Raw genomic sequence first — 13,422 nt, 5'->3', positions numbered from 1 at the left:
ATATCGAAAAAAAGTGGAATCAGCACAACTAACTGGTTGTGTTAGTTGTGCCGTGTAAGTTTTTTTACCCGTTTTGGAGCAGCTCCTCAATGACCGGTTTGGCGCGGATTGTCATATACTTACAGAATCATTTTTTATATTGCACCTTCCGCCATGCTGGGCTAATCTAGTATCACAGCCTGGGTGAACAATCGCGAGGTGCAGTTTTATGTTGAAAAAACTTGTCTTCATTTTCATTTTGCTTCATTCTGTATTTCTTCCTATAACAGCAAATGGGGGTGATGATGAAATCCCTGTAAGCGGCTCACGATTAACCTCCCTTGAGAACAAGGTGTTAAAAGTCGGCTTTGACCCGAAATCCCCGCCTTACCAATTTATGCGTAGTGACCGGTATGTCGGATTTAATATTGATTTAATAAAAAAAATCGCCGAGGATCAGAATTTTCGGGTGCATTATGTTCCGCTGACGATCAACCAAAGCATCGAAGCCCTTCGAGAAGGAGAGATTGATATCATCCTGGGTGTGCCGTTCACGGCCGAATTTAGCGAAGTAGTCGATTTTACCGACCGGTATTTGACTTCTTCTGTGGGGGTCCTCATTCCTGCAGACAGCCCGATCAAGGAGCTTACCGATCTTCAGGGAAAAAGGGTTGCCATTCAGTACAATACAATGGAATATGATTTTTTGAGAAACATCCGCCACATCCATTACCATTCGGCCCACAATGCGAAAACCGGCCTTGAGGTTTTATATAAGGGACGAGCGGATGCCTATGTCGGGAACCAGATCACTGCAAAATATCTATTGAAAGAAAAAGGAATGGAAGATGAATATCGGTTTTTGGACAGCCATTTATTGCCGCTTGAATATTCCTTTGCCGTCCAAAAAGGGAATTATCAATTGATGCATCACTTGAATGTCGGAATCCGGCGGCTGAAGCTGACGAACAGCTATTCTGAAATATATAATAAATGGTTTGAAGATTTTGAGTCTCCGTTAAGCGAAAAATTGAAGAAGTTCCGAGAAATGCTCATTTTCATTGTTGTGCTGGCGCTTATCATTTTCCTGCTGGGATTCCGCTGGAACAGAACTCTTCAAAGGGAAGTTCATCGTAAAACAAAAGATTTGCAGTCAATGAATTTATCATTGAAGGAACAAATTCAAAAAACAAAGAACAGCGACCAGTTCAAAGAGCAAATTTTGGAATCCAGCGCCAGAGGGGTTGTCACATGCGATCATAACGGCATCATTACAACGATCAATAATGTGGCCCTCGAAATGATGGGTGAGGAGCGAAAACCGGAAGGAAAAAAAGCAAGTGATTTTCCTTTTCTATGGAATATGCTTAAGGGAACAATTGATGAAACGATTAAATCCGGAAAGAAGATGGTCGGGAAAGAACGGAAGGTGGTCCTGCCGGATGGGGAGGATTCTTTTATACGCTATGATATCCAGCCGCTGTATAACTTCGAGAAAAAAACTACAGGCATACTGCTCTTTTTTGAGGATATAACGGCGGAAAAAAGGATCAAGGACCAATTGCAGGAGCAGGAGAAAAGCCGCGCCCTGATTCAGCTTGTAGCAGGATTGGCGCATGAGATCCGAAATCCTCTTACTTCCATCAAAACATTTGTCCAGCTTATTCCGATAAAGATGAACAATGAGAAGTTCCGAAGCGAAATTTCCACTCTCGTTCCAAAAGAAATCGAGCGCCTGAATCAGCTTGTGGAGGGTCTGATCAATTATGCCAAGCCAGGGAGCGGAAAGGCAAAACCCCTTAATCTGGAAAAGCTCATTCAATCTACGATTATTTTATTCAAGCAGGAAGCTGATAATAAAAATATCGAAATCGAATGGGAAGCAGAGCCGAATTTATGGATTGAGGCGGATGAAAGCCAAATGAGCCAAGTGCTGATCAATCTGTTTCTAAATGCCATTGAATCGATGGATAACAAAAGAAAAAATAAAAAGGCACCGGGTACATTAACTCTCTCTATAAAGGCATGCCGCTCGGAAGAGGAAGTGGTCGTGAAGATCTCCGATCAGGGGGAAGGGATGACGGAAGAAGAAACAAGAAAAATATTCGAGCCTTTTTATACATCAAAGCCATCCGGCACAGGGCTTGGGCTCCCGCTTTCCAAACAGTATATAATAGAAAATAACGGATCTTTGTCAGTCGAAAGCAAACCGGGCACCGGAAGCGTATTTGAGCTGAGGTTTCCCGAAAAGGAGAGTCAATAAGATGAAAGTTTTGATTATCGATGATGAACAGGCCATTTGTTCTTCATTACAATTTGCCCTGGAAGATGAATTTGATGTCCAGGCAACGACGGATCCCTATAAAGGGCTTACGATTTTAAAGGAACAGGAATTTGACTTTTGTCTGCTGGATTTGAAAATCGGCGCCGTGAACGGGTTGGATATATTGGAAGAAATCAAAAACATCCAGCCTTCCACGGTAGTGGTGATGATGACAGCGTACGGTTCCATTTCCTCATCGGTGGAAGCGATCAAGAAAGGGGCCTATTCCTACCTGACAAAGCCGCTTCATATGGAAGAACTGTTTTCGACGATGCGGCAGGCTGTAAAATTCCAGGAGCTAAACAAAAAGGTGGAATATTTAAGCCAGGAGCTGGAAAAAAGATACGCCTACGAAGGGATTATCGGAAACAGCCCGGAGATCAAGAATGTTTTCGAATTGATTGATAAGGTGAAAGACATTGATTCGAACATACTTGTTACAGGTGAGAGCGGGACAGGCAAGGAACTGGTCGTAAGGGCAATCCATTATTCAGGAAAAAGAAAGAGGGAGCAATTTGAAGTCGTCAATTGCTCCGCCATTCCGGAAAACCTGCTTGAGAGCGAACTGTTCGGCCATGAGAAGGGGGCTTTTACCGGAGCCATGTATAAACGGGAGGGAAAATTCCAGCTTGCCCAGGGCGGGACTATTTTCCTTGATGAAATCGGAGAAATGCCCTTATCTCTTCAAGCCAAGCTTCTCCGGGTCATACAGCAGCGGGAGGTGACTCCGCTTGGGGCAGATAAGCCGGTCAAACTTGACGTCCGAATTGTAGCAGCCACAAACCGGGATTTAAAACAGGCTGTCGAAAAAGGGATATTCAGAGAGGATTTGTATTATCGGCTCAATGTATTGGAGATCCATCTGCCTCCCCTCAGAGAAAGGCGGCAAGATTTGCCGCTTTTGATCAAGCACTTTATCAATCAATTTAATAAAGAGCTAAACAAAAAGGTTGAAGGTTTTTCGGAGGAAGCTTTAAAATGGCTGCTAAACTATGATTACCCCGGAAATATTCGGGAATTGGCCAATATCGTAGAGTCTGCCATGATTGTCGAAAAAGTCGACAAGAATGGCTTGATGGATCTGCCGAGAAGGTATACAAAAAAGACGGCGCAGGGGGCGTCCATTGATTCTGTTGAAGCGGCAGCCAATGTTTTGGCAGGGATGCCTTTAAAAGAAATAGAAGAAAAAGTCATTTTGGCCACATTGAAAAAGAACGGAAACCACCGAAAGAAAACGGCGGAAATGCTTGGGATCAGTGAACGGGGACTGCGGGAAAAATTGAAAATTTACAAAGAAAGCGGCAAAACGTTCCGGTAAGCGGAATTTTTTGCCGCTTCTTTTATCTTCCGACAATGGAAGCGCTTGAAATGACAGGGCTTGTTTTGATTGGCACGGATTTTGCAACTAAGGTTGCCGGGAGCAAAATTATAAATGGAGGGTCAAGAAAGATGAGAAAATTATCGGTTTTATTTTTTGCTCTAATACTTGTATTAGCAGCATGCGGAGGTAAAGATAAGGGTGCCTCGGACAGCAAGGGGAAAGACGGGGAAGCTTCATTTGATGACTTGTTCGTTACGATCGCCACAGGCGGTACTTCAGGGGTCTACTACCCAATGGGGGGAGCGCTTGCGACAATTTTGGAAGATAATCTTGGAATTGATGCTTCCGTTCAGGCAACACAGGCGTCTGTTGAAAACGTTAACCTTATTTTGAGCAACCGCGCCGAATTGGCTTTTATTACCGGGGATACAGGTTTTCAGGCTTATGAAGGTTCAGGTGCATTTGAAAAGGAAGGAGCAAAAAAAGACTTAAGAGCACTGGCTTCGTTTTATCCTAACTACCTGCAAATCATTGCAACTGAAGATTCAGGCATCAAATCTTTTAAAGACTTAAAAGGGAAAAAGATTGCGGTCGGTGCCCCAAACTCCGGTACTGAGCTTGCTGCACGGGTTCTGTTGGAAGGACATGGGATGAGCTATGATGATATTACACCTGACTACTTATCTTTTGCAGAAGCAGCGGAGCAAATGAAAAACGGTATTATTGATGCAGCTATTTTAAGCAGCGGTATTCCAAACTCCGCTATTATGGACCTGGAAACAACACATGGTGTTACTTTCCTTCCGATTGAAGATGATGCAATGAAATATTTGACAGAAAAATATTCTTACCTGAAAGAAGCTGTAATCCCTGCTGATTCCTACAGCAATAAAGAAGATGTGCCGGCAATCGCCATTACCAACGCTTTGATTGTGAGCAAAGATCTTTCGGAAGATGAAGTGTATCACATTACCAAAGCCATTTATGAAAATCTCGATACTTTGAAGAATGCCCACAGTGCAGCCGAGGATATCGATATAAAGAATGCCCCTGAAGGACTTGGCATTCCATTGCACCCGGGCGCCGAGAAGTATTATAAAGAAGAAGGCGTATTAAAATAAACAATCAAACACAGATAAGAAGGAGTTGGCTCCAGCTCCTTCTTCTTAAAAAAAGTACTTGGGCCGCCGCAATCATTTGTTTAATTCTTATATCCGTTTTTATGTTTTACAAACATCAATCCCTTGAACTTGTCCTCCGGGATCAAGAAGATGGGACTGAATATATAAGGAAAGAAGTCAATCCGGGTGATGAAATCGTCGTTCATTGGAGACATTCCGTTGAGAGAACCATTTGGGAAGAAAAATTGAAGGTTGAAAAAGAAAGAACGTTCACTTTGACTGAAACCCGCTTTCAATCATTTGGGGCCGGGGTTCCGAATGATAAGGGCGGAAAAGTTTCAATCAAGGACGGATTTGTAGTCATGGAAGATTTGAACGAGAAGAAGCCGGCCTATTATTGGATTCATTCCCAGCTGGCTGAATTGACAGTATATAGAAATGGAAAAGAACTTCTGCTTCCTGATGACATTCCTCATCATCATAAAGTGGAGATGATTATAGAGAAGGGGTGACAAAAAATGAAAAAAGAAACAGTTGTACAAGAGACTGCCGAGTTGGAACAAGGGCATGTGGAGATTTTGGAAAAGTATGATGCAGAATCTCGGTTCCGGATTTTTAAGAACAAATATATGTCATTATTTATTTCCATTATTGCAGTCGGCTTTTCATTATATCATTTATATACATCCGTTTTCGGGGCTCCGGCCACCATCAAGCACCGGGCTATTCACGTTGCGCTTGTACTTGTGCTGATCTTTTTATTATATCCGGCAAACAAAAAAATGAGCAGAAGCAGGCTGAACTGGTTTGATGCCGTTTTAGCCGTTTTATCCGTATCGACGGCAGTATATATTTTCGTAGATTATCTGGGAATCATCCAAAGGGGCGGTATTCCAAACAGCATGGATGTCGTTTTCGGTGTTTTGCTTGTACTTCTTGTTCTGGAAGCCGCACGGCGGGTGACAGGCTGGGCGCTGCCGCTGCTGGCTGTTTTGTTTTTTCTATATGCCCTGTATGGCCGCAGTTTTTCCGGTATATTCCGGCATAGAGGCTATGAATGGGACATGGTCGTCAACCAGTTGTATGTGACGACAGAAGGAATATTTGGAACAGCGGTTGGTGTTTCTGCCACATATATTTTCTTGTTCATCTTATTTGGAGCTGTATTGGGAAGATCCGGTATGGGGCAGTTTTTCAATGACTTTGCTCTTGCGGTTGCGGGCCATACAAAAGGCGGTCCTGCAAAAGTTGCTGTTTTGGCAAGCGGACTGTTGGGAAGCATCAATGGATCCGCAATAGCCAACGTTGTTACAACAGGTGCTTTTACAATTCCTCTTATGAAAAAAATCGGTTACAAAAAAGATTTTGCCGGTGCGGTTGAAGCGACTGCTTCAGTAGGGGGGCAAATACTCCCGCCTGTTATGGGAGCCGCCGCTTTCATCATGGCGGAGATGCTGAGCATTCCATATTCCCAGGTGGCATTGGCCGCAATTTTACCTGCGGGTCTATATTATTTGGGAATCATCACGCAGATTCATTTAAGGGCTTCAAAAGATGGGCTGCAAGGAATCAAAAGATCGGAGCTTCCGAAGGTTTCCGAAGTTTTGAAAGAGAGAGGCCATTTGTTCCTGCCGCTTCTGTTTTTGATCTATATGCTTTTCTTCAGCGGTAAAACGATTATTTTTGCAGCATTTTGGACTATTGTTGTAACGTTGCTTGCAGCACAGCTGAGAAAAACGACGAGAATGTCTTTCAAAGATATCATGGGAGCGTTGGAAGATGGTGCCCGTTCCGCATTGTCTGTAGCTGTCGCGTGTGCAGCGGTTGGAATTATCGTCGGGGTGGCAACGTTGACGGGATTCGGTTTGAAGCTTGCAAGCGGAATCGTTGCAGTTGGCGGAGACAGCCTGTTCCTGACTCTGGTGTTTACAATGATTGCTTGTATCATTTTGGGAATGGGGCTTCCCAGTATTCCGACATACATCATTACAGCGACAATGGCTGCACCTGCACTTGTACAGCAGGGTGTTCCCCCGTTCGTTGCACATATGTTCGTCTTTTATTTCGGGCTGTTTGCGAACCTTACTCCTCCGGTCGCCCTTGCAGCCTTCGCCGCTGCCGGTATATCGGGAGGAAGCCCGATGCGGACCGGATTTGTCTCTATGAAACTGGCAATTGCCGGGTTTATCGTACCGTTCACTTTTGTATATAATCATTCCTTGCTGATGATTGATACGACCTTTGTTGAAGGTGCGATTGTAACGGTTACATCCATTGCGGGTGTGGTTATGCTGGGCGTTGCCGCCGAAGGCTTTTTATTGACAAAAATGAACTGGCTGCTGAGAATCATGGCACTTGCAGGCTCCATTTTGATGATCACCCCTAATATGGTGCAGGATGTGATTGGTGTCGCGATCATAGCCATCGTCCTTGTCATCCAGTTATTCAAGGTGAAAAAACATAAAGATATAGCTGTAGCATCATAGTTTACGAACAGGCGGTTGAAAAATTTGACCGCCTGTTTTTAATTAAAGTTTGATAAGGAAACTAAGATTTCTGAATATTTTATTGAAGTATGAATATAATTTTGATATACTATGTTCTAATATCGCTTTCTATAACAAAAAATCTTCAAACGATCAAAGTACATAAATTATCTTTTTTATGAACCGAAATGAAAACGGTACCAATTAATTGAAAATATATAAAGTTTGAAGGGGGAATATGGATGTTTATACGAAAAAAGTTTGCCTTCATGGCGGTCTTATTTTTGTTCGCTTCTGTGCTCGCGGCATGCAGCGGCGGAACAAGCGGGGATGGCGGCGGTGGCAGTGGAGGAAAGAAAAAAATAGCAATCGGCCCGCCGGCGAGTGAAACGAATTCAGTTTCAAAACTGATCTTGGATGCTTACGGTATTGAAGAAGGGGATTATGAGGCCTATCAGGAAGGTTTTGGAGATGCCGCTGACGGTGTCCAAGATGGGAATATTGAAGTTTCTATAGGGGTGCTTGGCTTGCCGGCCGGAAGCATTGAGAGCTTACAGGCTTCTGCGGGCGATGTGAAAATGCTAGGGCTTTCAGATGAAGCTATTAAGCATATCGAAGAAAACAGTGGATATAAACGCTATACGATCCCGCAAGATACGTATGATTTTCTTGATTCCGACGTCGAGACAGTCACCGCGTACGCTGTTTTGATGGGGAACACGGATACAATCGATGAAGAACTTGGATATGAACTTGCCAAGATCATGATTGAAAATACGAGCGAAAACACGCATGACCAAGCAAAACAAATGACACTTGAAAATGCATTGAATGGAGCGGAAGGGCTTCCTATCCATCCAGGTGCTAAGAAATATTATGAAGAACAGGGCCTTACTGTCGATAATCCCGTAGCCGAACTTAAGGCTGATAAGAAAGATCGAAAAAGTGAGTTGATCCTTGGTACGGGAAGCCAGGGCGGAACTTATTATCCGCTTGGGGGAGAAATGGCCAATATTTGGAATAAGCATATTGACGGCGTTAACGTAACGAACACAGAAACCGGGGCTTCCATTGAAAACCTTGCAAGTATCCGGGATGGCAACATGGACCTCGGAATGTCCGTTCACGTGCCGGCGCTTGCTGCTCTTAATGGCGAAGGGGATTTTGAAGGTGCTGAAGTAAAGAATGCGGCATTTATCGGTCACATATACCCGGAAGTAATCCAAATCGTTACACGTGAAAAAACAGGAATCAAGAGTTTGGATGACCTGAAATAAAAATGATGGAGAAAGGGATGATTGTACAGGCCGTCATCCCTTTCTCCTCTTTAAACGGAAGACTCGAAGAGAGGTGTCTATATGAAGGAGAAAGAACATCTGGATGCACAGGAAATACTTGAGAAGTATGACAGAGAGAATCAGTTCAGGACTTCAATCGGAAAATGGGCATGGGTCGTTACGCTTTTAGGAGTCTCCTTGACGGTATTCCATTTATATACGGGTTATTTTGGAACATTGCCCTCTCAAAAGCAGGGGGCGATCCATCTCGGCACAGCTTTAGGAATTATTTTTTTGCTTTTTCCGGCGAAAAAAGGATGGTATAAAATCCAAAAGAAAGTTCCCTGGTATGATATAGTACTGGCCTTCACCGCGATGTACGTCACCTACCATAAAATTTTCTTCTTTGACTCGATCCTTAAAAGCAGGATCACTGGATATAGCACGATTGATATCATCATATCCATCGTAGGGATCCTGCTCGTTTTAGAAGCGACCCGCAGAACAGTAGGGGTTCCGATTGTTGTTGTGGCGAGCATCACGATCGTATACGCCATTTTTGGAAAGCATATCCCAACGACTATCTTGTCGCATCCCGGTTTTTCTGTTGACAGGATCGCTCCGAACCTCTGGTATCAGGAAAGTGGCGTCTTCGGCACGCCAGTCCAGATTTCCGCTAAATTTATATTTCTGTTTCTGTTTTTTGGTGTCATGCTTGTTCACACGAAAATTGGACAGTTTTTCAATGACTTGGCCTTTTCACTCACTGGGCGTTTTACCGGAGGTACGGCAAAGACGGCAGTTGTTGCGAGCGCGTTGCAAGGCATGGTTTCGGGAAGTTCCGTAGGAAATACGGTCGCTTCAGGGTCGTTCACCATTCCGATGATGAAAAAGTCCGGATTCAGGCCGGAATTTGCGGGAGCCACAGAAGCCTCCGCTTCAACAGGTGGCCAAATTATGCCGCCGATCATGGGAGCAGCCGCTTTTATTATGATGGAATATTTAGGGGTGCCATACTCTACTATCATGTTGGCTGCCGCTATCCCTGCTGTTTTATATTTTACGGGAATTTTTATCGGCACCCATTATGAAGCAAAAAGGCTGGGAATTTTCGGCCTGCCCAAAGCCCAGCTTCCTGTTTTCAAGGACCTGATGCTGAAGAACGGCTTCATGCTTCTTCCTGTCGTCATAATGATCGGTACAATCCTTTCAGGATTCACTCCACAGCGTGCTGCGCTATTGGGAATTGTTTCGGTATTTATTGTAAGCCTGGTCAGAAAGGACACCCGTTTGTCCTTGAGGCAACTTATCGATGTGTTGGAGCAAGGGGCAAGAGTGGCACTTCCTGTCATCGCCGCGGTAGCCACTGCCGGGATCATCGCCGGGGTTGTCAGTATTACAGGGCTGGGGGCGAAGTTTGCTTCCGGGATTATCGCTTTGTCCGGCGGCTACCTGATATTGGCACTTATTTTTACAATGATCGCCTGTCTCATCCTTGGAATGGGTCTGCCGACTACGGCGAACTATGTGGTAACAGCAACAGTTGCAGCCCCTGCGCTTATTAATGAGTTTGGCCTGGCGCCGATTGCAGTTCATATGTTTGTTTTCTATTTTGGAATTGTAGCGGATATCACTCCGCCTGTTTGCTTGGCAGCTTATGCGGGGGCGGGAATTGCCCGGGCCAATCCGTTCAAGACAGGTGTTATCGCAGTAAAACTTGCCATAGCGGCTTTCATCGTTCCGTACATTTTTATTTACAATCCAATTTTGGTTCTGGTGGATGTAACGCCTTTGGCTCTTATTTTTGCGATCGTAACCTCCCTGATCGGCATGGCAGGTGTCAGCAGTGCAGTCGTTGGGTTTTACGCCCGGAATTCATTCATGTGGGAGCGGATTGCCCTTTTTGCCGGCGGGCTCATGATGATTTTCCCCGAAACGATAAGCGACTTTGTCGGCGCGGCTATCCTGGTTGGCATTTGGTTTATCCAAAAACAGCGTAAAGAAGACAGCGGCCATATGAATACCCAAGTAACGATGTGATCGTTCCAACTTGATTGAAATCCTCCTCCAACTATTATTGGTGGAGGATTTTTCAATTAAAGTGTACCTTTGGTGGTTGGGCAACTGCCTGCTATTGGGAGGTAACACCTTAAATTATATCGGGGCTTTATACATTCGGGTCAAGAGTTATATGGACACCTCTTAGTTAAGTCTTTACAATCAAATTTAGAAGGTGATGTGTCCGATGGGAGATAAAATAATCCATTTAATCGTATCCATAATTGCATTTGGTGTGTTGTCCTCATGCACGGCGTCAATCGTAGATGATTATCGGGACAGCTATAGTGTATTTGATGCGAACAAAGCCAAGGGAATCATTGTTTCAAAACGTGCTGAGAAAGGACTTTATTCATCCCCTGCATATTTTGCAGAAGTGCTCATGTATGAAGGAAAATCGAATGCAGAAGTGACAACGAATGAGGCGCGTGTAACGAACAGGCAGATGAAAAAGATTGATCTTGGTGAGGAAATTTCCGGATATACAGTTAATGGAAGACAATTCCATACTTTCCTCGATATGCTCCACGATGGCTTCTTTTATCTATTATTTACAGTACTCGGCATATTTTTTATGGTTGGTATTATTTTATGGTGGCTCTGTCATATAAAATCTTTACGAACATTTATTTCGATGTTAATTGATAAATTTTTTGAACTGCCTATTTTTAAACATGAAGCAATTAGTTTCAGTAAACTTATCATTATTAGCCTGGGACTGGCATACCTAGTTTTCGCATCCTCTTATACGCTGAATTTATATCATAAGGTAAAACCATTTGGGAAAGTGGCAACTGAAGCTGAGATCACGGATCAGTCAGTTGATTATCGCATTTCGCATGATTATCTTGATGATTCACGATATTACCTGACACTGGCCTATTTTGATGAAAATAAGGAGTATATTGAAGTTACAAAGGAAGTGTCGCTTCGAACATTCAACAAATATAAGTATGACGATCCCATCTCTGTTTCATATTTAAAACAAAATCCATATCAAGTATTTATCCAACGACTGTCATTTCTTGAAATAATCAGCAGCGCCACAACAATTCGGTCAATTTTTTATGGATTTCCAATCCTCATTATTGTTTTTATTCTTTATTTGGAATGGAGGAAAAGGCGAAAAAATAAAATGAAAGCAAACGGCTCTGTTTTGTAATAATACAATACCAGGTAATATTTCAATCCAAACCCTAGTGTGGCAAGGGGTTAACGTATTCTTTTATATCGAAACTTGAGTAAATAAGTAAGACTCTCCTAAAACAACGACATTATCATGTTTTAGGGGAGTCCTTTGTTATTTTTTCCATGGAATATGGTATGTTATTATATCCGCCAAATAGAGGGCAGGGTAATCCCGTCAACTTTCCGGCATTTTACGCGGGCATTATCACTCACGAACCAAATAATGAAAAGCATCCATTATTCAAAAGAATAAACCATGAAACTAGTCCTGTACGTTATCAGCCTGCAATTAAGATGATGACAAAACAGATGACCATAAAAATCAATCCGATCGGAAAAGCGAACCGTGCATATTCCAAGCTGGTAATTTTTAGTTTGCCAGCTGCGATGATATTCGGAATATTACCCGGAATCAGCATTCCTCCGCTTATCAGCAAACCAAGCAGTAAGTCGCGAATCGTTTCCTCTTGCATGAGCGGACTTACTTCCGCGGCGGCCAGTGTTGCGTTATCTAGAACGGCAGAGAGCATATTGATCCAATATAGTATAAGTGGATTCAGGTCAAGCAAGAATCTCTCGATGAAAGGCTGGAACCCGGCACCAAGGAATGTCAATGCCATTACGAACAGGTAGATTTTAAAACTGCGGAAAATGATTTCTCCATACGATTCCGTTTCCGCGACCTTGAAAGGTTGATCATTTTCTCCATTGCCATTGTCAGCTGTTACGGCGGAAAAATCATCATGTTTTTTCGGTTTGATTGCCAAAGCAGACAGAATGCCAAATATGATGACTCCCGGGATCACATATATGCCCAACAGACGCAGTAAGTAGAAAAAGTCTTCATTCAGCTTGCTGACAACAATCGTCGACAGCGGTTCGCCAATCGGAGTCAAAGCCGCCCCAAGACCAATTGCATAGCTTGCCAATACAACCAGGCGGATTTCCGATTTGCGGTCCATCTGCAGCACACTGATCACAGCCACAAGAATGATGGCAGCGATGATAGCCGTAATCACACTGGAAACGAGACCAAGAATGATGACAAATAATGCAATGAACAACTGATATGGCATAGCTTTGCTGATACCGAGGATTACTTTTTCCAACGGAGCTTGAAGCCAGCGGAATAATAAACCTGCAAACAAGACAGCCAATGTAATGTTTATCGGATGCACCAGTGCTTCTTTTAATAAATCCGCACTCCATACCTGGCTGACAAACACTGCCAGCAGTCCCATGATGAACAGAAATATTTCCAGGTTCTTTTCCACCGGTTTAGTAAACGGTAAAAATAAAACAAGCAGTAAAATGATCGTTAAACCTATAATCATAGACATTTCCTCCTTATTTTCATTTTTTCAATTGCCAATTTTCCGTGAGATGAAAATGCGAACAAGCTTCATTCCCACAAATGCCCAGCCCAGTGCAAACGAAAAAGGAGCCTGTTACCTCAGGACACACTTGTCCCTTGGTGACAGACTCCTCCAATAGCAAATTGATTATTCGATTTTCATCATCAGCATTACTATAGCATGGGCGATTGGATATTTGCAATGTTTTTTTGATTTCAGTAATCAATAACATAAAGCCATCCAATTTTAATAGGGTTAGAGTTTTTTGCAATGGAGATATAGTTTTCCATGACTTTCTATCATATGGGATCACT

The 13,422-nt window shown here is 43.3% G+C and carries 9 protein-coding genes; 8 read left to right on the top strand and 1 reads right to left on the bottom strand.

Annotated features, from left to right (window positions below):
* The first annotated feature begins 208 nt into the window (after positions 1–208).
* The 8 genes from FS666_RS07805 (at position 209) to FS666_RS07770 (ending at position 11,727) form a co-directional block, all read left to right on the top strand.
* Positions 209–2,242 (top strand): transporter substrate-binding domain-containing protein, encoded by a 2,034-nt coding sequence (locus tag FS666_RS07805; protein ID WP_144461229.1) that lies wholly within the window; start codon positions 209–211, stop codon positions 2,240–2,242.
* 1 nt (position 2,243) lies between these two features.
* Positions 2,244–3,620 (top strand): sigma-54-dependent transcriptional regulator, encoded by a 1,377-nt coding sequence (locus FS666_RS07800; RefSeq protein ID WP_144461230.1) that lies wholly within the window; start codon positions 2,244–2,246, stop codon positions 3,618–3,620.
* A gap of 131 nt (positions 3,621–3,751) precedes the next feature.
* Positions 3,752–4,744, top strand: coding sequence for a TAXI family TRAP transporter solute-binding subunit (locus FS666_RS07795; RefSeq protein ID WP_144461231.1), 993 nt, complete (start codon positions 3,752–3,754; stop codon positions 4,742–4,744).
* A gap of 101 nt (positions 4,745–4,845) precedes the next feature.
* Positions 4,846–5,256 carry a DUF1850 domain-containing protein gene (locus FS666_RS07790; protein ID WP_144461232.1) on the top strand — a complete coding sequence of 137 codons (411 nt, stop codon included), beginning with the start codon at positions 4,846–4,848 and terminating at the stop codon, positions 5,254–5,256.
* Positions 5,257–5,262: 6 nt separating this feature from the next.
* Positions 5,263–7,230, top strand: a complete 1,968-nt coding sequence (locus FS666_RS07785) for a TRAP transporter permease (protein WP_144461233.1) — start codon at positions 5,263–5,265, stop codon at positions 7,228–7,230.
* A gap of 242 nt (positions 7,231–7,472) precedes the next feature.
* The gene (locus FS666_RS07780; protein ID WP_144461234.1) at positions 7,473–8,507 is read left to right on the top strand and encodes a TAXI family TRAP transporter solute-binding subunit; all 1,035 of its coding nucleotides are present in this window, start codon (positions 7,473–7,475) and stop codon (positions 8,505–8,507) included.
* A gap of 81 nt (positions 8,508–8,588) precedes the next feature.
* Complete coding sequence (locus tag FS666_RS07775) at positions 8,589–10,547, top strand: TRAP transporter permease (protein ID WP_144461235.1); 1,959 nt, start codon at positions 8,589–8,591, stop codon at positions 10,545–10,547.
* Positions 10,548–10,752: 205 nt separating this feature from the next.
* The gene (locus FS666_RS07770) at positions 10,753–11,727 is read left to right on the top strand and encodes a hypothetical protein (RefSeq protein WP_144461236.1); all 975 of its coding nucleotides are present in this window, start codon (positions 10,753–10,755) and stop codon (positions 11,725–11,727) included.
* 304 nt (positions 11,728–12,031) lie between these two features.
* Here FS666_RS07770 and FS666_RS07765 read toward each other — a convergent pair whose 3' ends face one another.
* Positions 12,032–13,087, bottom strand: coding sequence for a DUF1646 family protein (locus FS666_RS07765; RefSeq protein WP_120073104.1), 1,056 nt, complete (start codon positions 13,085–13,087; stop codon positions 12,032–12,034).
* Positions 13,088–13,422: the final 335 nt, after the last annotated feature.

This window comes from Siminovitchia fortis (assembly GCF_007681465.1).
Lineage (GTDB): Bacteria > Bacillota > Bacilli > Bacillales > Bacillaceae_C > Siminovitchia > Siminovitchia fortis.
This window is presented reverse-complemented; position numbering and strand designations above follow the sequence as displayed.

Coding starts and splice junctions, on each gene's coding strand:
- FS666_RS07765 (WP_120073104.1), bottom strand. CDS start 13,087: ATGATTATAGGTTTAACGATCATTTTACTGCTTGTTTTATTTTTACCG.
- FS666_RS07775 (WP_144461235.1), top strand. CDS start 8,589: ATGAAGGAGAAAGAACATCTGGATGCACAGGAAATACTTGAGAAGTAT.
- FS666_RS07795 (WP_144461231.1), top strand. CDS start 3,752: ATGAGAAAATTATCGGTTTTATTTTTTGCTCTAATACTTGTATTAGCA.
- FS666_RS07790 (WP_144461232.1), top strand. CDS start 4,846: ATGTTTTACAAACATCAATCCCTTGAACTTGTCCTCCGGGATCAAGAA.
- FS666_RS07800 (WP_144461230.1), top strand. CDS start 2,244: ATGAAAGTTTTGATTATCGATGATGAACAGGCCATTTGTTCTTCATTA.
- FS666_RS07780 (WP_144461234.1), top strand. CDS start 7,473: ATGTTTATACGAAAAAAGTTTGCCTTCATGGCGGTCTTATTTTTGTTC.
- FS666_RS07785 (WP_144461233.1), top strand. CDS start 5,263: ATGAAAAAAGAAACAGTTGTACAAGAGACTGCCGAGTTGGAACAAGGG.
- FS666_RS07770 (WP_144461236.1), top strand. CDS start 10,753: ATGGGAGATAAAATAATCCATTTAATCGTATCCATAATTGCATTTGGT.
- FS666_RS07805 (WP_144461229.1), top strand. CDS start 209: ATGTTGAAAAAACTTGTCTTCATTTTCATTTTGCTTCATTCTGTATTT.